This is a genomic window from Marisediminicola senii (assembly GCF_011057645.1).
Taxonomy (GTDB): Bacteria; Actinomycetota; Actinomycetes; order Actinomycetales; family Microbacteriaceae; genus Marisediminicola; species Marisediminicola senii.
Map to the genome: position 1 here is coordinate 1 of NZ_JAALGE010000042.1, position 21,926 is coordinate 21,926.

At 67.0% G+C, this 21,926-nt stretch carries 19 protein-coding genes and 3 pseudogenes; 15 read left to right on the forward strand and 7 right to left on the reverse strand.

Going from position 1 to position 21,926, the window contains the following annotated elements; genetic code table 11:
• Window positions 1-127 (forward strand): annotated as a pseudogene (locus tag G5S38_RS12130) (IS982 family transposase); the annotation flags it as partial.
• 196 nt (window positions 128-323) lie between these two features.
• Here the strand turns inward: G5S38_RS12130 and G5S38_RS12135 are convergent.
• Window positions 324-407 (reverse strand): annotated as a pseudogene (locus G5S38_RS12135) (IS21-like element helper ATPase IstB); the annotation flags it as partial.
• Between the two features lie 108 nt (window positions 408-515).
• Here G5S38_RS12135 and G5S38_RS15960 point away from each other — a divergent pair.
• The 4 genes from G5S38_RS15960 to G5S38_RS12155 all read left to right on the forward strand — a co-directional run bounded on the left by G5S38_RS15960 (window position 516) and on the right by G5S38_RS12155 (window position 4,753).
• Complete coding sequence (locus G5S38_RS15960; protein ID WP_407943845.1) at window positions 516-875, forward strand: peptidase inhibitor family I36 protein; 360 nt, start codon at window positions 516-518, stop codon at window positions 873-875.
• A gap of 461 nt (window positions 876-1,336) precedes the next feature.
• A complete protein-coding gene (locus tag G5S38_RS12145) occupies window positions 1,337-1,711 on the forward strand; it encodes a hypothetical protein (RefSeq protein ID WP_165069012.1) in 375 nt (124 codons plus the stop codon).
• Entirely contained in the window at window positions 1,704-2,801 is a 1,098-nt protein-coding gene (locus G5S38_RS12150; protein WP_165069014.1) for an efflux RND transporter periplasmic adaptor subunit, read from the forward strand. Before G5S38_RS12145 ends, G5S38_RS12150 begins: the two co-directional genes overlap by 8 nt.
• On the forward strand, window positions 2,798-4,753 hold the full coding sequence (locus G5S38_RS12155; protein WP_165069017.1) for an ABC transporter ATP-binding protein/permease: 1,956 nt from the start codon (window positions 2,798-2,800) through the stop codon (window positions 4,751-4,753). The genes G5S38_RS12150 and G5S38_RS12155 overlap by 4 nt, the downstream gene beginning before the upstream one ends.
• Window positions 4,754-4,783: 30 nt before the next feature.
• Here G5S38_RS12155 and istB read toward each other — a convergent pair whose 3' ends face one another.
• Window positions 4,784-5,593: an IS21-like element helper ATPase IstB gene (istB, locus tag G5S38_RS12160; protein ID WP_328796740.1), complete on the reverse strand. Its 810-nt coding sequence runs from the start codon at window positions 5,591-5,593 to the stop codon at window positions 4,784-4,786.
• Window positions 5,590-7,293 (reverse strand): IS21 family transposase, encoded by a 1,704-nt coding sequence (gene istA, locus G5S38_RS12165; RefSeq protein WP_165069019.1) that lies wholly within the window; start codon window positions 7,291-7,293, stop codon window positions 5,590-5,592. The genes istB and istA overlap by 4 nt, the downstream gene beginning before the upstream one ends.
• Window positions 7,294-7,434: 141 nt before the next feature.
• Here istA and G5S38_RS12170 point away from each other — a divergent pair.
• Window positions 7,435-7,683 (forward strand): annotated as a pseudogene (locus tag G5S38_RS12170) (IS982 family transposase); the annotation flags it as partial.
• Between the two features lie 11 nt (window positions 7,684-7,694).
• Here G5S38_RS12170 and G5S38_RS12175 read toward each other — a convergent pair.
• Window positions 7,695-8,780: an asparaginase gene (locus G5S38_RS12175; protein ID WP_328796741.1), complete on the reverse strand. Its 1,086-nt coding sequence runs from the start codon at window positions 8,778-8,780 to the stop codon at window positions 7,695-7,697.
• A 67-nt stretch (window positions 8,781-8,847) separates the two neighbouring features.
• On the opposite strand from G5S38_RS12175, the gene G5S38_RS12180 reads away from it, so the two are divergent.
• The 3 genes from G5S38_RS12180 (at window position 8,848) to G5S38_RS12190 (ending at window position 11,552) form a co-directional block, all read left to right on the forward strand.
• The gene (locus G5S38_RS12180; protein ID WP_165069022.1) at window positions 8,848-9,360 is read left to right on the forward strand and encodes an OsmC family protein; all 513 of its coding nucleotides are present in this window, start codon (window positions 8,848-8,850) and stop codon (window positions 9,358-9,360) included.
• A 127-nt stretch (window positions 9,361-9,487) separates the two neighbouring features.
• Window positions 9,488-10,456 (forward strand): FKBP-type peptidyl-prolyl cis-trans isomerase, encoded by a 969-nt coding sequence (locus tag G5S38_RS12185; RefSeq protein WP_235929054.1) that lies wholly within the window; start codon window positions 9,488-9,490, stop codon window positions 10,454-10,456.
• Window positions 10,457-10,466: 10 nt separating this feature from the next.
• Window positions 10,467-11,552: a 1-deoxy-D-xylulose-5-phosphate reductoisomerase gene (locus tag G5S38_RS12190; RefSeq protein WP_165069026.1), complete on the forward strand. Its 1,086-nt coding sequence runs from the start codon at window positions 10,467-10,469 to the stop codon at window positions 11,550-11,552.
• A gap of 26 nt (window positions 11,553-11,578) precedes the next feature.
• Here the strand turns inward: G5S38_RS12190 and G5S38_RS12195 are convergent, their stop codons facing one another.
• Window positions 11,579-12,667: a protein kinase gene (locus G5S38_RS12195; protein ID WP_165069028.1), complete on the reverse strand. Its 1,089-nt coding sequence runs from the start codon at window positions 12,665-12,667 to the stop codon at window positions 11,579-11,581.
• A gap of 82 nt (window positions 12,668-12,749) precedes the next feature.
• Here G5S38_RS12195 and G5S38_RS12200 point away from each other — a divergent pair, with 82 nt between their 5' ends.
• Entirely contained in the window at window positions 12,750-14,078 is a 1,329-nt protein-coding gene (locus G5S38_RS12200) for a M50 family metallopeptidase (protein WP_235929055.1), read from the forward strand.
• Window positions 14,079-14,105: 27 nt separating this feature from the next.
• Here G5S38_RS12200 and G5S38_RS12205 read toward each other — a convergent pair whose 3' ends face one another.
• Window positions 14,106-14,765, reverse strand: coding sequence for an SAM-dependent methyltransferase (locus tag G5S38_RS12205; RefSeq protein ID WP_165069034.1), 660 nt, complete (start codon window positions 14,763-14,765; stop codon window positions 14,106-14,108).
• Between the two features lie 5 nt (window positions 14,766-14,770).
• Window positions 14,771-15,805, reverse strand: coding sequence for an NAD(P)/FAD-dependent oxidoreductase (locus G5S38_RS12210; RefSeq protein WP_165069037.1), 1,035 nt, complete (start codon window positions 15,803-15,805; stop codon window positions 14,771-14,773).
• A 68-nt stretch (window positions 15,806-15,873) separates the two neighbouring features.
• Here G5S38_RS12210 and G5S38_RS12215 point away from each other — a divergent pair, with 68 nt between their 5' ends.
• From G5S38_RS12215 to G5S38_RS12235, 5 genes are all read left to right on the forward strand, one after another.
• The gene (locus G5S38_RS12215) at window positions 15,874-16,452 is read left to right on the forward strand and encodes a helix-turn-helix domain-containing protein (protein ID WP_165069039.1); all 579 of its coding nucleotides are present in this window, start codon (window positions 15,874-15,876) and stop codon (window positions 16,450-16,452) included.
• An 80-nt stretch (window positions 16,453-16,532) separates the two neighbouring features.
• Window positions 16,533-17,681 (forward strand): flavodoxin-dependent (E)-4-hydroxy-3-methylbut-2-enyl-diphosphate synthase, encoded by a 1,149-nt coding sequence (gene ispG, locus G5S38_RS12220; RefSeq protein WP_201276675.1) that lies wholly within the window; start codon window positions 16,533-16,535, stop codon window positions 17,679-17,681.
• 87 nt (window positions 17,682-17,768) lie between these two features.
• Complete coding sequence (locus G5S38_RS12225) at window positions 17,769-19,055, forward strand: Nramp family divalent metal transporter (protein WP_165069044.1); 1,287 nt, start codon at window positions 17,769-17,771, stop codon at window positions 19,053-19,055.
• A gap of 58 nt (window positions 19,056-19,113) precedes the next feature.
• Window positions 19,114-20,904 (forward strand): proline--tRNA ligase, encoded by a 1,791-nt coding sequence (locus G5S38_RS12230; RefSeq protein ID WP_165069047.1) that lies wholly within the window; start codon window positions 19,114-19,116, stop codon window positions 20,902-20,904.
• Between the two features lie 13 nt (window positions 20,905-20,917).
• Entirely contained in the window at window positions 20,918-21,922 is a 1,005-nt protein-coding gene (locus G5S38_RS12235) for an AAA family ATPase (RefSeq protein WP_165069050.1), read from the forward strand.
• Window positions 21,923-21,926: the final 4 nt, after the last annotated feature.

The window sequence follows — 21,926 nt, forward strand, 5'->3', positions numbered from 1 at the left end:
CGCCGAGACAATGCTCCGCCACGACCGACACCTCATCCGGCGCGGGCAGGTCATCGTCGGAGATAAGGGCTTCGCCGGAACCAAATTCGAGACATTCATCACCGACGAACTCGGTGCCCACCTGATTGGCTATGTCAAGTAGATGTGGCCCCGGTGTGACGGCTTGATTTGGCCCCGATGGACCCCGCGGTCATGGCGATGAGAAAGCTCTTGTCTTGGCTGAGGACGGCGAAGCTGTTGTCGCGGCTGTAGCGGGCGAACGCGAGGAGCGTGGTCGGCGGGGAGACCAGGAGCGAGAGGCTGCCACTTGAGCCGGTCCATGTCGCAGCACACAGCCTCGGGTCGGTGAACGTCTTGGTCCAGCCCGAGAAGGACTCGTTCGAGGCGATCGCGATGTAGTTCTCTTTGCACGCCAACCCTTCAATGTCGCCTCGCCTATTGCCTGGGCAGACTAGTCGTTCTACACTCCAGAAAAAACCACCGTCGGTGGCTTGAGTGATCAGGACAAGAGAATCATGAAGAAGTTGAGGATTGCGGCCGCAGGGGCCGTGCTGGCGGTGTCTGCATCTGTACTACTGGTGGGCCCGCCAGCGCAGGCTGCACTCTCCCAGTGCGGGAGTAGCCGAGCCTGCGCATGGACCGAGCCGAACTACGGTGGGCCGTTTGGCTCATGGACCACCAGTAGGTCGAACCTTCAGACTGTCGGGTTCGGCAACAACATCTCGTCGATGGCTAACAACAGGACGAGATCAATTGGTTGGTTCAGTGAGACGGGGTACACCGGTGCCTTGTTCTCGCAACCGGCAGGAGGGGCTGGGTTCTTCAACTTCCCTGACCCTCGCGCCGACACGTTCAGCTCGTTGTTCCTCTATTGAGGTCAGGTTCCAGGCTGACCATTGCGGCGGCGCTCTCCTGTTTGAGCGTCGTCGCGCTGGCCGGGTGTACTGGCGCAGGTATTCCCACAGATAGCACGGCTCGTGCTCAGCTCGATGCTCAATCTAGCCAGATCGTCCTTCCGCTTGAAGCTTTTGCAATGGACTGGAGGGCGGTACTCACTGTGGAGCGCGCGAACGCCATTCTTGTGCAAACTTGTATGGCGGGCGAGGGTTTCACTTACCCTCGGGCAACGCAAGCCATCGAAGACGGACCTTTGATTCCGGACAGGCGCTATGGGATCTGGGCGCGGGCCGACGCTGAGAGCAACGGCTACGAACTACCCCCATCTCCAGGATCGGAAGCCGTAGAAACGCAGGAGAATGCTTTCGGGGATGATTGGTGGGATGCAGTCCGCTCGTGTCTGAGCTCTTCGGAGCAGCTCCCCATGATGGGGGTGAATATGAGCCCGGAGCAGTCCATCGTGGACCGCGGGATGAACGAGTCCTACGAGGCGCTACTCGCTAGTAGTGAATTTGCCGCCGAGCGGGCGACGTGGGCCGCTTGTGTCGAACGGGGAGGGCTGTCGCTCGATCCAGACGCTCGAGTGATGGTTCCGCAATTTCCTGCTGCTGGTGAAGAGCAGCTGCGAGTGGCGGCGGTCGACGTCGAGTGCAAAGAGACGTCGGGAGTAACTCAGGCCGTAGCGGACATGGAAGCAGCGCTTCAGAGTCGTTACATTGATGCGAACGAAGGGGAACTCGACGCCTACCGGGAGACAGCTGACGAAGTCACATCTCGTGCTCAGGATTTGCTGACTACCGTCGTCGATGGCTGAGCCGAGAACCAAAAGACTCCGGGTTGTAGACCATCCGCTGCGGGCATTGGCCTTCGTCGTCGGTGTGCTTCTGGTTGCAGGGGCTGCGTTCTTTTTGGGAACCGCTGTCCGCTCGCCCGATTCAGCCATCTTGGAGGCGCGGGATGAGGTCGTTCCGGTTTTCACACAGGTCGAGTCGCGGAGTGTCACGTCCGCCGTCCGATTGCAAGGGCAGGTGTCTGGTGCTGAAGAACTCTCGTTAGCGGTCGATGCGCCGGCGGGAGCCAGTCGCTCCGTCGTCACGACTAACGCAGCGCAGGTGGGGCCTCTCAGCAATGGAGCCTTTCTCGGCACCGTCGCGGATCGTCCCATCTTCGTGTTCAGCGTCGAGGTTCCGCTGTTCAGGGATCTGCAACCTGGGGCGGAGGGGTCCGACGTCAGCAGCATCCAAAAGGCACTAGGGGTCGCGGCGACGGGGCGAGTTGATGCACTGACCGTCGCAGCGGTGCAGTCGCTCTATTCGACAGCTTCCAAAGAACCTCCAGGAGGCCGGAGCCAGCCCTACATCAGCTCTTCCGAGTTTCGCACTTTCCCGGCGCAGCTTGGAAGTCTCTCTCTGCTCTCCTTGAGTAACGTCGGGACGGTTCTGAGTGACGATATTCCCTTTGCGGTTCTCGGCTACGGGGCACCGTACGTTCAGGTTCGAGCGAGTGTCGGTCAGGCTTCCGAAATCAAACCAGACGATGAGGTTGCCCTTGAGGGGTCGAACGGCGTATCGAGTCCATCGACAGTGCTCTCGGTAAGTCAGTTTCAAGCGGCCGCGACCGAGGACGGTCGACCCCCTGGTTACGACGTCCGGATCGCCGTCGATCCTGCGTCAGAGGTCGAACCGGGTGAAACTGTGTCTGTGACCTTCGGCTCGGCCACTGAGCCTCAAATGTCGGTACCAACACTCGCTGTTCGCTCAGATTCGGGCGGCGATTTCGTTATGAAACGAGCTGAAGGCGCATCTATTCGTGCCGACATTGATATCGTGCGAATGGCCGATGGATGGAGCGCAATTGAGTCTGAGGCTCTAATCGTCGGCGACGAAGTGCTGGTCTCAGGATGATCACCACTCCCCCTCTGATCACGCTCCGTGGCATCAACCGGTCGTACGCCAGTGATGACACTGCATCCGTCATTCAAGCTGCTGCATTGACCGTCGAACCAGGAGAATTCATCTCGATCGTCGGCCGCTCGGGATCGGGAAAGTCCACGCTCCTCAACGTGATCGCACTACTGGATGCGGAGTGGGAGGGCACGTACGAGATCGATGGGATTGACGTAAAAAGTCTCAAGCCGTCCTCGATCGACACGCTGCGAGCAAGGACTTTCGGGTTTGTGTTTCAGTCCTCCTACGCGAACCCCTACGAAACCGTGGCTAAGGGCGTCGCTCTCGGCCTGGCTATCAAAGGGCTACCCCTTGAAGAGCAAAGTATCCGGGTATCTCGAGCACTCACGTCAGTAGGTTTGGAAGAGAAAGCGGGGAGCCTCGCGCGATCGCTTTCCGGTGGCGAACGGCAGCGCCTGGCCATCGCGCGCGCCATTGCTACACAGCCTTCGGTGATCGTCGCGGATGAACCGACGGGCAACCTCGACAGCCAGACTGGTCGTCAGATCATGCATGTGCTGGCAGAACTCAATCGGTTGGGCACAACGGTCATCTTGGTGACGCATGACCTTGGAATCGCCGGCTACGCCACTCGCGTGCTGGAGATGGCCGATGGCGAACTACGTGAACAGGCAGCACTAACACCCGCGATAACCAGTATCACCGCTGAGGTAGAACGCGGTGACGGCGATCAGAGATCTCCTGCATTGGGCGCCCGACCGAGCAGTGGGATCGGATTCTGGGCGATGCGACGGGCTTTCGAGCGATTCGTTCGCTCTATCAACAACGTGACATCGCGCCCATTACGATCACTTGCGCTCGTGTCTGCCTTCGCGCTTGCTTTCTCTGGACTGGTCGGAGCGGCGGGTATCGGCTCCACGGCATCCGAGCAGATCGCCGGCCGTTTGACCGCCGCAGCCGGCGATGAGGTGCGCGTGAACGTGCCGGGCGCTCTTACCCGAAATGATCGCGCCGGATGGATAGATCAACTAGAGCGTCTGCCGCAGGTCGAAAGTGTTGGGGAGATCGCGGCTCTTGAGAGTGCCACCGCGAGGCCCTCACGATTTCAAGCGGCGGCGCTGACTCAGGGCTCCCCATTCACCGGTAGCACGGTCGCAGTCGACCAGGGGTTGCTCAAAACGTTGCAGGTAGAGACCTTCCCCACGGATGCAGGGCGGCTGTTTGACCCGTCCGCAGAGGACCGAGTTGCTCTGGTTGGGCAGGACGTGCTGGACAGCTTTGGGCTGGGACGAACCGGGTCCGGCGCCGAGCTCTGGGTCAACGGGGAGCCGTACTCGGTTGTAGGGATCATCACCGCATCCCCTCGCGCATCAAACCTACTCACTAGTGTCGTGATTCCGATATCTAGGGTAGGCCTCGTCCCGTCGCAGTTGACCGTTCGTTCAGCTCCGGGATTTGCCAGCGCGATAGCGGCGGCTGTACCGCTCGCGTTAGCTCCGGGTGCCCCGGGAAGCGTCTCCACCGAGACCGCGGCTGAACTCGCAAACCTCAGAGTCGGAGTGCAAACGGACTTGAACGGCTTGCTTGGGTCTTTGGCTATCGCATTGCTCGTCATCGCCATACTTAGCGGTGCCTCAGCGATGTACATCTCAGTGCAGTCACGTACCCAAGAACTCGCTCTAAGCCGCGCGCTTGGCCTCAGTAAAGCAGGAGTCGCGATTGTATTTTTGTGGGAAGGGTGTTTGACCGGTTTAGCTGGCGGCTTATCGGGAGTCGCAGGGGGACTTGTCGTGACAGTTGGCATCTCACTTGCTTTCAACTGGTCTGCGGTCATGCCATGGACCGCTGTAGTCGCCGCTCCTCTGGCTGGAGCATTCTGCGGGGCAATTGCAGCCCTCCTCCCTGCCCTAAGGGCCGCCAGGATAGACCCCGCCGAAGCGATCCGCTAAGCCCCGCCCGGAACCCCGCCTGCGAAACGTTCAGGGGGTGGGGTGTTGCTGGCGGGTGTGGGCGAGACGGTAGGAGTCGGTGCCGGTCTCGATGATGGTGCCGTTGAATGTGAGCCGGTCGACGATCGCAGCACACAGCCGCGGGTCGGTGAACGTCTTGGTCCAGCCCGAGAAAGCCTCGTTCGAGGCGATCGCGATGGAGTTGTTCTCTTCCCGTTCGGTGAGGACTTGGAAGAGGAGCTCGGCGCCGCGACGGTCGAGTTCCATGTAGCCGAGTTCGTCGATTGCGAGGAGGTCGACGCGTCCGTAGCGGGCGATGGTGCGGGCGAGGTTCTTCTCGTCAGCGGCTTCAACGAGCTCGTTCACGAGGCGGGTGGCGAGGGTGTATCTGACTCGGAAGCCTTTCTCCGCGGCGGCGGTGGCAAGGCCGATGAGGAGGTGGGATTTCCCGGTGCCGGAGTCGCCGATGAGGCAGAGTGGTTTCCCTTTCCGTACCCACTCGCCGGTGGCGAGGGTGTTGATGGTCGCCGGGTTGATGTTCGGGTTCGCATCGAAGTCGAAGTCCCCTAACCATTTGTCCCTCGGGAACCCGGCGGCTTTCACCCGGCGGACGGAGGAGCGTCTGTCCCGGTCGTCGCACTCAGCCAAGAGCAGTTCGGCGAGGAACCCGTGATAGCTGAGCTGCTCCTTCTGCGCGGTCGCGGTCGCCTCGTCGACAACGGCGCGGATCGTCGGCAACCGCAGCCGTCGGCACGCCTGGTCGATCGCCGCGGACGCGGCCTCCTCAGTGAGTCCCCGTCTTCGGCGGAGAGTGGTGGTGACACTGGTGGTAACGATCACGATGCTGTTCCTTCCTTCACCGCAACTTGAAGGGCTGCCGTGGTCTCGAGTCGTGCAGGGAGTCGGAGCAGCTGGTCGTAATCCGCAACCGATGGCAGAGGTCTGGTGTCAGCGGGGAGGCCGGCGATCACGGCGGCGGGGTCTTGAAGCCTGCGTTGGGTGAGGCTGATGACCCGGGGGCCCCTGATTTGTCCGTCGCGTTGTTGACCGTCGCGTTCACGAGCAACACGATGACGGTCAGAAGTGGCCCCACCCAGAGCTTCATATCGGCGGGCCTCGACCGCGACTACATCAGCGGTGACGGCGCCGACGAGCAGCGCTGATCGGATGCCGGCTTCGACATCGCCGGCGGCCATCGATCGGTGCAGGAGGAGAACATCGATCAGTTGGCGGGTGGCGACGGAGTCCCCGTCGGTCTTGCGGGCTGCCGCCCAGAATGCTTCATGCGCGGACGTGAACGTGCCCGTTGCGCGGGCCGCGGCGAGAGCCGTGGACCCCGGCAGGGCACCCGGCTTCTTCTTCAGCACGTCGAGGTAGTGATCCAGGTTGACCGACTCTCCGCCACGAGCAACCACCCTGGCGTGCCGGGCGACCTCGACACGGCCGTCGAAGACGACCACCTCCGCTGCTCCGAGGGAAACGCGCACTTGTCGGCCGATCAGGCGGGATGGGACGGAGTATCTTGCCATTCGCACTGTAATCAGACTCGACCGATCCACCCTCGGGGTGAGCGGCAACCCCGGATCCAACCGCTCCGGCGGCAGAAACGCCAGGAGCGGCCTCTCGGCAGCGAAGTCTTGCCTGACCGACCGCAGTCTGGTGTCGATACGGCGGGCATCATCCGCCTCATCCCAGGCGACCAGCTTCTCGTTCAACTGGGCGAGGGAGTCGACTTCGGGCATCGGGGAGAGACGATTCCGCCGGAACCTCCCGACCTCGCCCTCGACCCCACCTTTCTCGTGGGCACCGCCGATGCCGGGTTCGCAGTAGAACGCGTCAAACCCGTAATGGGAACGGAATAGCACCCACCGGTCGTTCTCGTCCCGACGCCTGCCGAACAGCACCTTTGTCACCGCGGAGGTCAGATTGTCGTAGCGGATGTGCCGGGTCGGGATACCGCCGATGGTGTCGAACGCGTCGATGTGGCCTTGGAGGAATGCTTCCTGGGACTGGGTGGAGTAGATCCGGTGCACTGCTTTCCCGGAGTGAGAGAGCCGGAACACGAACATGTGGCACTTCGTCTTCACCCCGGCGAGGACCACCCAAACGTCGCCGAAGTCGACCTCCGCCTCAGCACCTGGTGCGTGGCTCTGAGGGATGAACGCGTCGACTCGCCGGCGGCCTGCCGCAATCTCGATCTCGGCCCGACGGACCCGCACGTAGTCCCGCACCGTCGAATAGGACAACTCGGTCGCCCCGTGCTCCTCCGCCAATCGGGCGAGGATCCTCGTAGCGGTGTGCCGTTGCTTCTTCGGGGCATCGAGATCCACCCGCAGCATCTGATCAATGATCTCCTTGAACGGGGCCAGGCGAGGCGCCACCCGCACCTGCACCTTCCGCGGCGGCGGCTCCGCTGACTCCAACGCGGCCCGTACCGTCCGCCGATGGACACCATGCCGGCGTGCTAATTCCCGCACCGAGAGTCCCTCGATCCGGGAGTCCCTCCGGATACTTGCGAACAAATCCACCGTCGACCTCATCCAGGGCCTCCTCGTCAAAATCATCTAGACGAGAACACGCTCACGGGCGGCCCACTCAAACCAGCGCTACGCCCCCGGCAAGTCCGAAACGGTGGGGCCAGATGTAACCGTCACCCCGGGGCCACATCAGGCTGTCAGAACCACCTGATTCGACCCGACCGCAAAGACGAGAAGAAGCGGTTCGGGAAACTCGGCGGAATCCGCCAATGGGTTGAGTCCGTATTCGACACGATGAAAGGGCAACTCACCCTCGAAGACCACGGCGGACGCACCATCCCCGGCGTCTACTCCCGAATCGCAGGCCGACTACTCGCCCTCGCCGCAGGAATCTGGCACAACTGGCTCATCGGAGCACCCAACAAACGCTCCCTCATCGCCTACGACCATTAGGACTCACTCATCTAGTGAGCGGTGGAGGTCGCACCCGCGAGCACCGCCGGTGCCGCGCGCACCCGCCCCGCCGGGCGTCCACCGCCCAGAACGGGTGGCGTCACGGCGGCGATCACGTCGTCCGCCGCCGCCCGGTCGACGGCCCCCACCGACACGAGCAACTCGACCGCGACCAGGATCGACGCGCGGTGGCTGCCGTCGACGATCTTCACCGCGACCGCGGTGCCGTCGGCGGTGCCAGCCACCATCACGCCCTCCGCACCCCACTTCGCCACGATGCCGAGCGTGTCGACCAGCACGGTGTTGCCGCGCCCCGGACCGTCGATGGCCCAGGGGTGCTCGATGATCGCCGCGGCGAGGGCGGCAGCATCCACATCGCGCTTCTGCGTATCCGCTGCGGCTGCCGTACCCGCCGCGGCGACGCGTCCGGTGCCGCGGGCGAGGCCTACCAGGCTCGTGGCGAACACCGGGGCGCCGCAGCCGTCGACCGCGACCGCCGAGGCCGTCTCGCCGGTGAGCTCTTCGATGGTGGCGCGCACGTGCTGTTGCAATGGATGCATCGGCTCGAGGTATCCCGTCGTCGACCACCCGTTCGCCTGGCAGGCGAGCAGGAATGCCGCGTGCTTGCCCGAGCAGTTCATCGTGACGCGCCGCTCGGCGTGGCCGGCGTCGCGCGCCTCGAGCATCGCGGCGCGGTCGATCGGCCATTCGGCGGGGCATCCGAGGTCGTCGTCGCCGAAGCCGCCGCGTGCGAGCATGTCGCGCACCACGCGCACGTGCTCGGTCGTTCCGGCGTGGCTCGCGGTCGCGAGAACCGCCTGCTCGCCCGAGAGCGCGACGCCCGCCCGCATCACGGCGACCGCCTGGAAGAGCTTGAGCGAGGAGCGCCCGAACACGGCGGCGCCGGCATCGCCGAGCTCGCGCAGCACGGTGCCGTCCGGGGCGGTGACCACGGCCATACCGAGGTGCCGCGACTCGACCAGCGACCCGCGCTCGACATAGGCGAGGTCGACGACGTCGGGCACGGCTGCGGCGGGCATTGCTTCGTCGTCCTGGGCTGCGGCGGGCACGGCGAATGGCACGGATCGGTCTGTCATAGTGACAAGGCTGTCACAGCGACAGGGCCGTCATCTCGTCGGCGCCGCCACCAGGAGGAGACCCGCCATGCAGCTCGACCACCACTACGCGGTCCGCCTGCGCTGGACGGGCAACCGGGGCGCGGGCACCCGCGACTACCGGGCCTACGGTCGCGACCACGACATCGAGGCGGTGACGGCGGATGCGGCATCCATCGCCACCGGGGCCGCACCGATCCTCGGGTCGAGCGATCCCGTCTTCCACGGCGACGCCACCCGCTGGAACCCCGAGCAGCTGCTGCTCTCCGCGCTGAGCCAGTGCCACCTGCTCAGTTACCTGCACACCGCCGTGAAGCACGGCGTCGTGGTGACCGCCTATACAGACTCCGCAGTCGGGACGATGGTGCAGACCGCCGACGGGGGAGGGCACTTCACGTCGGTCACGCTGTCACCGGTCGTGACCGTCGCGAGTGCCGACATGGTCGACCTCGCCCAGTCGCTGCACGCCGAGGCGAGCACGCGGTGCTTCATCGCGGCATCGATGAACTTCGCGGTGCTGCACGAACCGTCGACGCGCGTCGCCGAGCCCGACGCACAGTAGCCGTCGACGCCGGCGCCGGCGCCGGATAGCGACTGGGGTAGCCTCGTTCGAAAGCGGTCGCTCAGCGCGCGCATAAGGGCGTGAACCAGACTGACGCGAACCCCCACCGTCTTCAGAAAGCAGATTCGTGCCGAAAAAACTCCTGTCCTCGCTGGCCATCGCCGGCCTCGCCCTCACGCTGGTGGCCTGCAGCCCCGCCGAAGAGGAGACCGCTACGGCGGACTGCGATGTCACCGAGTCCGGAGAGAGCTCGGAGCTGATCGAGGTCTCAGGCGAGCAGGGTGCCGTTCCCGAGGTCACGTTCGAATCCCCACTCACGCCGACGACCACCGAGCGCTCCGTGATCACCGAGGGCGAGGGCACCGCCGCCGTCGCCGGCAGCACGGTCACCGTCGACTACACCGCGTTCAACGGCACCACCGGCGAGGAGATCGAGGCGACCGGCTACGACGAGGAGGGAACCCAGCGGTTCACGCTCGACGCCGAGCAGCTGCTGCCCGGACTGCTCAAGGCCATGTCGTGCTCCACCGCCGGCGAACGCGTCGCCGCAGTCATTCCCCCCGTCGATGCCTTCGGCGACACCGGCAACGAGGCCCTCGCGGTGGGTGCGGAAGACTCCCTGGTCTTCGTCATCGATGTCATCGAGGTCGCCGAGCCCGTCGAGGCCCTGCCCCGAGCCGAGGGCGAAGCCGTCGACCCCGTCGAGGGACTCCCCACTGTCGAGCTCGCCGAGGACGGCGAACCGACCATCACCGTGCCCGCGACCGAAGCACCGACCGAGCTGCTCATCGAGCCCCTCATCATCGGCGACGGAGACGTCGTGGAATCCGGCGACAACGTCACCGTGCACTACACCGGCATGAAGTGGACCGGCGAGATCTTCGACTCCAGCTGGGAGCGCGGCGAGCCCGCCGAGTTCACCACCGCCGAGGGCGCCCTGATCGAGGGCTTCCGCGCGGCCATCGTCGGCCAGACCGTCGGTTCACAGGTCATCGCCGTCATCCCGCCCGCCGACGGCTACGGGGAGGCCGGACAGGGTGACATCACCGGTACCGACACCCTCGTGTTCGTCGCCGACATCCTCGCCACCCAGTAGGACGACGCCCATGCGCCGCGTGATCGTTCTGGGGTCGACGGGCTCGATCGGCGAGCAGGCGCTCGACGTGATCAGGGACAATCCTGACCGCTTTGAGGTCGTCGGGCTCGGCGCCGGAACGAACCGCGAGCGCGTGACGGAGCAGGCCGCCGAGTTCGGCGTCGACGCCGTGGCGCTCGGCGCCGACGAGGCCGAGCAGCTGGTGCGCACCGTGGATGCCGACGTGGTGCTGAACGGCATCACCGGCAGCGTCGGCCTCGGCGCGACCCTCGCGACGCTGGAGGGTTCCGCGGTGCTGGCGCTCGCCAACAAGGAGAGCCTCATCGTCGGCGGTGACCTGGTCAAGCGTCTCGCCGACCCTGGGCAGCTGGTGCCGGTCGACTCCGAACATTCCGCGATCGCGCAGGCACTGCGGTCGGGGAGCGCGGATGAAGTGCAGCGACTCGTGCTGACGGCATCCGGTGGACCATTCCGCGGACGTACCCGCGATTCTCTCACGAACGTCACGCCCCGCGAGGCGCTGGCGCACCCCACCTGGGACATGGGCCTCGTCATCACCACCAACTCGGCGACGCTCGTGAACAAGGGACTCGAGGTCATCGAGGCCCACCTGCTGTTCGACGTACCGTACGACCGCATCGCCGTGACCGTGCACCCGCAGTCGATCGTGCACTCCATGGTCGAGTTCATCGACGGGTCGACGATCGCGCAGGCGTCGCCGCCCAACATGCGCCTGCCCATCTCACTCGGACTGGACTGGCCACACCGCGTGCGCGGCGTCGGCCAGCCGCTCGACTGGAGCACCTCCAGCACCTGGACGTTCGAGCCCCTCGACTCCGAGGCGTTCCCCGCCGTCGAGCTGGCCAAAAAGGTCGGCATCGCGGGCGCGACCTGGCCCGCGGTCTTCAACGCCGCCAACGAGCAGGCCGTGCTGGCCTTCCACGCCGGGCGCATCGGCTACCTCGACATCCTCGACATCGTCTCCGCGGTGGTCGACGACCACGACGGCGGCGAGGTGTCGCTCGCGGGCGTACTCGACGCCGAGCGCTGGGCGCGCGCCGCCGCCGACCGGCGAATCGACGCGCGGCAGCCCTAGTTCAGGCTGGTTTAGTTCAGGCAGCCCTAGTTCAGGCTGGTCGCCAGCCACGCCGCGAGGGGCGTCACGACGACCACCGCGGCGATGGTCCCGGCGACGATCCGCCGGCGACGCAGCAGTACCGTGCGTCGCGCCGACCGCGCGGTGTTCGCCTGCATCGGGCCCGTGAGGGTGATGGATGCCGCGGGCGCGGCCACCGCGTCGGGCTCGCGCTCCGGCTCCGTCTGCGTCGCAGTGCCGTGCTGCTCCGCCGTCTGGCGCTCCGCACCGGGGGTGTCGACGACAGGGGTGTCGACAATGCTGAGACGTGGTGGCGTCGTGGCACCGCCGTGGAGCCCGACCTGCGGGGTGCGTCCGGCAGCGAGGTCGCGCAGCCAGGTGGCGGCGGCCTCCGCGGTGGGGCGCGCCGCGGCATCCACCTCGGTCATGGCCCGGAGAATGGCGACCCATTCGGCGCCGAGGTAGGTGGGGACCTGGGGCGTGTTGCCGTCGGCGGGCACCCCGGTCAGGCATTTGAGCAGCACGGCGGCGAGGGCGAGTACGTCGTCGGCCTCCACGGCGCCGACATCGGCCGGGCCGTCGATTAGGCCGTCGAGTCGAGCCAGCGGCGCCATCGCGAGCATGGCGTCTCGGTGCGTGGTCGTCGACCGGTCCGGAATCACGATGGTGGCGGAATCGATGCGGCCGTGCACGATGTCGCGGGCGTGCAGGTAGTCGAGCGCCCCGGCGACGTCGGCCCCGATCGCGGCGATGCGGGGCCGGTCGATGCCGCTGACGAGCAGCTCGTCGCGAAGGGTGCGGCCGGAGACCGGGTCGAGCACCAGGGCGATCACGGTGGGGGTGTCGACGACGACCGCGCGAAGGCCCACGATGGCCGGATGCCGCAGCCCCTCGAGCGGGCGCACGCGGGCGACGGTGGTCCGCATGGCCTCGGCGCTGGTGTCGCCCGTGCTTATCGTGTCGAACACCTCGACCGTGACGGGTCGCGCGAGGACGGTGTCCGTCGCCGCGTAGCAGACTGAGACCCCGCCGCGGCTCACGACCCGGTCGAGCGAGTAGCGACCGTCGAGCAGCTGGGGCTGGATGGCGGACCGGCTGTCTGCTCTGGTCGCCATGCGACCCATCGTACCGGCGGGCTGTCGGACCGGCGTCCGTGCCCCGGGCTGCGGCATAGAAACGCGGGTCTATCCTGTGCAGGTGGAACCGGTACTGCTTTACATCCTCGGCGTGGTCATCATGGTGATCGGGCTCGTACTGTCGATCGCGCTGCACGAGCTGGGCCACTTCGTGCCGGCCAAGCTGTTCGGCGTGAAGGTCGGCCAGTTCATGGTCGGCTTCGGTCGAACGATCTTCTCGCGCACCCGCGGCGAGACCGAATACGGCTTCAAGGCCATCCCGCTCGGCGGCTACATCTCGATGGCCGGCATGTACCCGCCGGCGAAGGAGGGCGGCAGGGCCCGCACCGCGAGCACCGGCTTCTTCCAGACCCTCGTGCAGGACGCCCGCTCCGCCAGCGCCGAGACCATCACCGCGGGCGACGAGCACCGCACCTTCTACCGCCTCCCGATCTTCAAGCGCATCATCATCATGCTCGGCGGTCCGTTCATGAACCTGCTGATCGCCATCGTGCTCTACGCCGTGGTGCTCTGCGGATTCGGAATCAACCAGCTCAGTACCACCGTCGGCAGCGTCTCCGAGTGCGTACTGCCGGCGACGAGCGAACGCCAGGAGTGCGAGCCGGGCGACGCGGCCGCCCCCGGGGCCGCCGCCGGACTGCTGCCGGGCGACGAGATCGTCGCCATGAACGGCACCGCGATCGACAGTTGGGAACAGGCGACCGCCATCATCCGCGACTCAGCGGGCGAGCCGATAACCACCGGGATCCTGCGCGACGGCGAGAGCCGCGACATCACCATCACTCCCAGCCTCACCGAGCGCTACCAGCTCGACGACCTGGGCGAGATCGCCACGGATGCCTCGGGCACCCCCATCACCCAGGAGGTCGGGTTCGTGGGTATCGGAGCAGCTCTCGAGACCGTTCGGCAGCCGGTCAGCGCCGTGCTCCCCGCGGTGGGCGACAACATCGTGCGGGTCGGCGAAATCATCCTGAACCTGCCTCAGCGCATGATCGACATCGCGAACGCCGCCTTCGGATCGGCTGAGCGCGACCCCAACGGACCGATGAGCGTCGTCGGCGTCGGCCGCGTCGCCGGCGAGATCGCGAGCCTCGACACCCTGTCGATCGCCGACCGGGCGTCGTCGCTGATCGGCATCCTCGCGTCGCTCAACGTCGCCCTGCTGGTCTTCAACCTCGTGCCGCTGCTGCCGCTCGACGGTGGCCACGTCGCCGGTGCGCTGTGGGAGGGAATCAGGCGCTTCTTCGCCAAGCTGTTCGGCCGCAAGGATCCCGGCCCCGTCGACACCGCCCGACTGGTTCCGATCACCCTTGTCGTCGTGGCGCTCATGGGCGCGATGAGCCTGTTGCTCATCTACGCCGACATCGTCAAGCCCATCGACTTCTTCTAGCGGTGCGCGTCCGGGGGACGAGCTGGGTCACCCGTCGCGGCGCACCCGCAGCACGGTGTCGTCGAGCTCCAGGTCGGTGCCGTCGCGCCAGGTGACCGCCCGGCCGACGACGGCGTTCGTCTCGACCGTCCACCCCTCTGGCAGCTCGAGCGCGGCGAGCACCTCGTCCGGCGTGGGCAGCGGAGGGGCGTCATCGTGGTCGGCATGCTTCGCCGCCGACGGAAACTCCCCGTGCCCGACCACGAGCAGGCGTCCGCCCGGCGCGACGGCCGCGGCCGCGCGCCGCAGGATTCCCTCCCGGGGCAGCTCGACGGGGGAGTGCAGGAACGCGGCCGTCACCAGGTTGTATCCGGTATCGGGCTGCCACGTCGCGAGGTCGGCCTGCACCCACCGGATGCGATCGGCCAACCCGTCGCGGGCCGCGGTCTGCGCTCCCACCGCGAGGGCGGTCGCCGAGATGTCGACGGCCGTGACCCTCCAGCCCCTGGCTGCCAGCCACAGCGCATCGCCGCCCTCTCCACTCCCCAGCTCGAGGGCGCGGCCGGGGGCCAGTCCCGTCACCTCGCGCTCCACCGCGGCATTGACCCGGCCGCTCCACACGCGCCCGTTCTCGTCGCGGGTGGTGGTGTAGCGCGCCTCCCAGAATTCCGCCGGGTCGGTGATCGCGTCGTCTGTCTCGTTGCCCATGAGGGTCAGTGTCCCATCGTGTCGGTGTCGGTGTCGGTGTCGGTGTCGGTGTCGGGGGTGGATGCCGCGGCGCCGCGTTCCCCAGCGGTGACGCGTTCCGTCGCCGCCGCGACCTCCTCCGCCACCAACTCCGCGTTGATGGTGAGCGCCGCCATGGCGCCCGACCCCGCGGCGATGGGAACGAGTGCCCCGGGGTTCGCCGAATTGCCGACCGCCCAGACGCCGTCGACGCTCGTCCGGCCCGACGCATCCACCGCGGTCCACGGTCCGAACGGGGTATCGATCCGGTCGACACCGAGCTGCCGCAGCTGCTCGTCACGGGCGACCGGTGTCGGTTCCGCGAAGACCACGTCGACCGGTGCCACCGTGCCATCGGCGAGCTCGAGCCCCGTGATCGTGTCGCCGTCGGTCACGACGCGCGTGACGGCACGGTCGTCCAGCCGCATCCCCCGATCCTCGAGCACGAGCCGGTCGGCCTCGGGAACCACGCCGGCCAAGGCCGTGAACACCGTGACGTCGCTCGAGTACGACCGCAGCATGTGTGCCTTGTGCAGGCCAGGCAGCGAGCCCGCGAGCACGCCGATGGCCCGGCCGGTCGCCTCGTAGCCGTCGCAGTACGGGCATGCCACGACGCCGCGCCCCCACTGCTCGGCGAGTCCGGGCACGGCCGGCAACTCGTCGCGGGCCCCGGTCGCGACGATGAGGCGACTCGCCGTGGCGACGGCGCCGCCGTCGGTCACGACCTCGAACCCCGGGCCGGTGGCGGTCGTGACCGCGCGCGCCTCGATGACATCGACGTTCGCGATGACGCCGTCGACGGCCCGCACCTCTCGGTAGCCGTCGGCCACCAGGTCGAGCGGCGAATACCCGTCGCGGCTGAGCACCCCGTGCATGTGCGGCGCGAACCGGTTGCGCGGCTGCCGCACGTCGAGCACGAGTACCCGGCGGCGCGCGCGAGCGAGGATGAGGGCGGCGCTGAGCCCCGCCGCGCCGCCACCGATCACGATGACGTCCCAGGACCTGTCGTTGAAGTTCTCCATGTCCCCAGAGTGCCGCCCTGCTACGGTTGCAGCAAATACCCGTGCCAAATCAGCAAGGACCGCGTGACATGCCAGACGACTCCCTCTCCCTGATCGGCCCGCGCCTCAGAAATTGGCGCGAGAAGCGCAGCATGACCCTCGCCGAGCTGTCGGCGACGACGGGCATCTCGGCGAGCACGCTCTCGCGCCTCGAGGCGGGAAAGCGCGCGCCGAACCTCGAGCTGGTCGTGCCCATCGCCCGTGCCCTCCGGCTCGAGCTCGATGACATCGTGCCCCGCGCCGCCCCCGACCCGAGGGTCCCGCGCACCACTCGGCGCGTCGGCGAGGTGCAGTACGAGAATCTCTCGCCGGAATCCAGCCCGGTGCAGACCTACAAGGTCACGCTGCCCGCCACCCCTGCCGGGGTCACCGTCGTTCCCGAGCCGAAGGTTCACGACGGCCAGGAATGGCTCTACGTGCTCTCGGGGCGCCTTCGCCTGGTGATCGGCCAGCAGGAGGTCACGCTGGGGCCGGGCGAGGCTGCCGAGTTCGACACGCGCATTCCGCACTGGCTGTCGGCCACCGGGGCCGGTCCCGTCGAGATGATCTCGATCTTCAGCAAGGAGGGCAAGCGCATCCACCTCAGGGCCCGCCCGGCCGCCCGGTGAGGTCGGTGCACGCGAACGGGGGTGGCGCCTCGCACCCGCCATGCCCCCGCGTGTTCAGCTGTGGCGCGTAAGCTCTCTTCGTGCCTGCAGTCAATCTCGGAATGCCCAAAGCCCCCTCGGTTCTCGCCCCGCGTCGCAAGACCCGCCAGATCATGGTCGGCAAGGTGCCGGTCGGCAGCGACTCGCAGGTCAGCGTGCAGTCGATGACGACGACGCAGACCACCAACATCAACGGCACCCTGCAGCAGATCGCCGAGCTCACGGCGACCGGCTGCGACATCGTGCGCGTCGCCGTTCCCCACCAGGACGACGCCGACGTGCTGCACATCATCGCCGCGAAGAGCCAAATCCCGGTCATCGCCGACATCCACTTCCAGCCCCGCTACGTGTTCGCCGCGATCGACGCCGGCGTCGGCGCGGTTCGGGTGAATCCGGGCAACATCCGCAAGTTCGACGACCAGGTCGGCAAGATCGCTGCCGCAGCCAAGGCGGCCGGCGTCAGCATCCGCATCGGCGTCAACGCCGGCTCGCTCGAGCCGAGCCTGCTGCAGAAGTACGGCAAGGCCACCCCAGAGGCGCTCGTCGAGAGCGCCGTCTGGGAGGCCAGCCTGTTCGAAGAGCACGACTTCCACGACTTCAAGATCTCGGTCAAGCACAACGACCCCGTCACCATGGTCAAGACCTACCGCCTCCTGGCCGAGCGCGGCGACTGGCCCCTGCACCTCGGCGTGACCGAGGCCGGCCCCGAATTCCAGGGCACCATCAAGTCGGCCACCGCCTTCGGCATCCTGCTCTCCGAGGGCATCGGCGACACCATCCGCGTATCGCTGTCCGCCCCTCCCGCGCAGGAGGTCAAGGTCGGACTGCAGATCCTGCAGTCCCTCGGCCTCCGCGAGCGCAAGCTCGAGATCGTCTCCTGCCCCAGCTGCGGCCGCGCGCAGGTCGACGTGTACAAGCTGGCGAACGACGTCACCGACGGGCTCGAGGGCATGACCGTTCCGCTGCGCGTCGCCGTCATGGGCTGCGTCGTCAACGGGCCAGGCGAAGCTCGCGAGGCCGACCTGGGTGTCGCAAGCGGCAACGGACGCGGCCAGATCTTCGTCAAGGGCGAGGTCATCAAGACCGTGCCGGAATCCGAGATCGTCGCCACCCTGATCGAAGAGGCCAACCGCATTGCCTCCGAGATGCCGCCTGGGGCACTCGGCAGCCCCGAGGTCGTCACCGTCTAGCTCCGCCCGGCCGCCGCGCCGTCCCCGTTCGCGGGTAATTCCCAGCTCGCGGGTATCGTTCCTCCGAACGCCCGCGAGAGGAACACGATGACGTCGTCCGAGAACACCGCCCGCAACCCGGCTCCGGACGGCCAGGTATCCGCGAAGAAGTGGCGCATCATCGGCCCCGGCCTCATCGTCGCCGCCACCGGCATCGGTGCGGGGGACCTCGTCGCCACCCTCGTCGCGGGTTCCCGCTACGGGTACCTTCTGCTCTGGGCGGCCGTTATTGGATGCGTCATCAAGATCTTCCTCGTCGAAGGCGCTGGCAGGTATTCGCTCTCGACCGGCAGGACGATCTTCCAGGGATGGCGCAGCCTGGGGCGCTGGACCACCTGGTACTTCGGCCCGTACATCCTGATCTGGGGCTTCGTCTACGGGGCCGCGGCGATGTCGTCGTCTGCGCTCCCGCTCGTCGCCCTGTTCCCCGGTGTCGACCTCAAGGTCTACGCCATCGCGATCGGCGTCATCGGGGCGATCATCGTCTGGTTCGGCAACTACTCGTTGTTCGAGAAGGTCATCGCCGTACTCGTCGGCATCATGTTCATCACCGTGGTCGGCGCGGCCATCGTGACGCTGCCGAACATCCCCGACATGCTCTCCGGCCTCGCGCCTGTCGTGCCGGACGGCGGTCTCGTCTACACGCTGGGACTCGCGGGTGGCGTCGGCGGCACCATCACGCTCGCCGCTTACGGGTACTGGCTGCGCGAGAAGGGCTGGGCGGGCGGCTCGTGGATGAAGGTCATGCGTCTCGACAACGCCGTGGCGTACATCGTCTCGGGCATCTTCGTCGTCGCCATGCTCATCGTCGGAGCGGAGTTGCTCTACTCGGCGAACATCGCCCTGGCGACCGGTGACCAGGCACTGGTGCAGCTCGCCGACATCCTCGCCGAGCGGTACGGCACCTTTATGTCGTACTTCTTCCTCATCGGCTTCTTCGCCACCTCGTTCTCGTCGGTGCTCGGGGTCTGGAACGGCGTCTCGCTGATGTTCGCCGACTTCTGGGGCGAGATGCGAAAGCTGCCCACCGACGACCCGCGCCGCAAGCTCGGCGGCACCTACTACCGCTTCTACATCCTGTGGCTGACGGTGCCGTCGACCGCGCTGCTGTTCCTCGACCAGCCCGTCGGCCTCATCGTCGCCTACGGCGTGCTCGGCGCACTGTTCATGCCGTTCCTCTCGTTCACCCTGCTGTGGCTGCTCAACACCGACCGCACGCCGGCGGAATGGCGCAACAAGCTGTGGAGCAACATCGTGCTCGGTGTCTGCACCGTGCTGTTCGTGGTGCTGGGTGCCAACCAGCTGATCACCTCGGTGTCGGTGCTGTTCGCCTAGGGCGGTTCCACAGGGGCAGCCGCGAGGGAACGCCGACGCCCGCCGGTAGCATGGCGTGGTGCCAACACGCCTATCGCAACTCTTCGTCCGTACCCTCAGGGAGGACCCGGCCGACGCCGAGGTCACCAGCCACCGCCTGCTCGTCAGGGGCGGCTACATCCGCCGGCAAGCCCCTGGCGTCTTCGCCTGGCTGCCACTCGGGTTGAAGGTGCGCCGTAAGATCGAGGCCATCATCCGCCAGGAGATGGAAGGCATCGGCGCCCAGGAGGTGCACTTTCCGGCGCTCCTGCCGCGCGAGCCGTACGAGACCAGCGGCCGCTGGACCAAGTACGGCGACGGCATCTTCCGTCTCAAGGACCGCAAGGGTGCCGACTACCTCCTGGCCCCGACCCACGAAGAGGTCTTCACCATGCTGGTGAAGGACCTCTACGGGTCGTACAAGGACCTGCCGCTGTCGATCTACCAGATCCAGGACAAGTACCGTGACGAGGCCCGCCCCCGTGCCGGTCTGCTGCGTGGGCGCGAGTTCACCATGAAGGACGCCTACTCGTTCGACTACACCGACGCCGGTCTCGAGCAGTCGTACCAGAACCAGCGCGACGCATACGAGCGCATCTTCCAGCGCCTCGGACTCGAGTACGTCATCGTCAACGCCGACAGCGGATTGATGGGCGGCGCGCGCAGCGAGGAATTCCTGCACCCGACCCCCATCGGCGAAGACACCTTCGTGCGCACCGACGGCGGGTACGCCGCCAACGTCGAGGCATTCCGCACGGTCGTGCCGGAGTCGATCCCGTTCGAGTCGGCGGCGGATGCCACGGTGTTCGATTCCCCGGAGACCCCGACCATCGCGACCCTCGTCGCCCTCGCCAACGACCGCCACCCGCGCGACGACGGACGCGAGTGGACCGCGGCCGACACGCTCAAGAACGTCGTGCTCGCCCTCACCCACGTCGACGGCACCCGCGAGATCGTCGTCATCGGCCTGCCGGGCGACCGCGACGTCGACCTCAAGCGCGTCGAGGTCGCCTTCGCGCCCGCCGACGTCGAGGCGGCCACCGGCGACGATTTCATGAACAACCCGCTGCTGGTCAAGGGCTACATCGGCCCGTGGTCGACCACGGGCGCGGTGCTCGGCGGCGACGCCGACGGTGCGCCGACGTCGGCCACCGGCATCCGCTACTACCTCGACCCGCGCGTCGTCGACGGCACCGAGTGGATCACCGGCGCCAACCAGCACGAGAAGCACGTGTTCGGCCTGGTGGCCGGACGCGACTTCGTGGCCGACGACTTCATCGAGGCCGCCGAAGTGCGCGCCGGAGACCTCGCGCCCGACGGTTCAGGCGAGATCGAGGTCGCCCGCGGCATGGAGATCGGCCACGTGTTCCAGCTCGGCCGCTTCTTCGCCGACGCGCTCGGGCTCAAGGTGCTCGACGAGAACGGCAAGCTCGTCACCGTGACCATGGGTTCGTACGGCATCGGCGTCACCCGCATCATGGCGGTCATCGCCGAGGCGAACAACGACGACCGCGGGCTCATCTGGCCCGAGGCGGTCAGCCCGTTCGACGTGCACGTGATCGCCGCGACCAAGGAACCACTGACCCACGAGATCGCGGAGAGGATCGCCACCGACCTCGAGGCCACCGGCCGCGATGTGCTGCTCGACGACCGGCCCAAGGTCTCGCCCGGCGTCAAGTTCGGCGACGCCGAGCTGCTCGGGGTGCACACCATCGTGATCGTCGGTCGGGGAGCCGTCGACGGCAACGCCGAGCTGTGGGACCGCAGCACCGGTGAGCGCCAGACGGTTCCCGTCGACTCGGTGGTCGACATGCTCACCGCCCCGCGGTGACGTGCCGGCCCCGATGACCTCCGACTCCACCGTGCCACGACTGTCACCCGACGAGACCGCCCGCGCGGCAGGCATCATCGGCACCGTCTCGGACTACTACCGCGAGAAGGTCGTCGGGCAGGACGGACTCCGCTCCAGCCTGCTCGTCGCCCTGCTCACGGGCGGCCACATCCTGCTCGAGAGCGTTCCGGGCCTCGCCAAGACCACTGCAGCCGAGACCCTCGCGGCGGCGGTGCACGCGAGCTTCAAGCGCATCCAGTGCACCCCCGACCTGCTGCCGAGCGACATCATCGGCTCGCAGGTGTTCGACTACGCCAGGTCGTCCTTCGACACCCAGCTCGGCCCGGTGCACGCCAACTTCGTGCTCCTCGACGAGATCAACCGGTCGAGCGCGAAGACGCAGAGCGCCATGCTCGAAGCCATGCAGGAACGCCAGACCACCATCGGCGGCGTGGTCTACCCGCTGCCCACCCCGTTCCTGGTACTCGCCACGCAGAACCCGATCGAGCAGGAGGGTACTTACCACCTGCCGGAGGCGCAGCTCGACCGGTTCCTGCTCAAGGAGGTGCTCGACTACCCGGCGTTCGCCGACGAGGTCGAGATCATCGACCGCCTCGACGCCGGGGTCTACGATCGCCCGTCGACCCTGCCCACGGTGGGCATCGACGACGTGCTCTTCCTGCAGGATGCCGCCAGGCGGGTGTACCTCGACCCGTCGATCGTCAACTACATCGTCTCGGCCGTCTACATCACGCGTCACGCGGGGCAGTACATCTCGCCGGCCCTCGCCGGGTGCATCGACTTCGGCGCGAGCCCCCGCGCCAGCATCGCCTTCAGCAAGGCCGCGCGGGCGCTCGCCCTGCTCAGTGGCCGCGACCACGTGATCCCCGACGACGTGAAGGCGCTGCGCCACGTGGTGCTTCGTCACCGCATCATCCTGAACTTCGAGGCCATCGCCGACGACGTGAAGCCCGAGACCGTGATCGACGCGATCTTCGACTCGGTGCAGGCACCCTGACGGC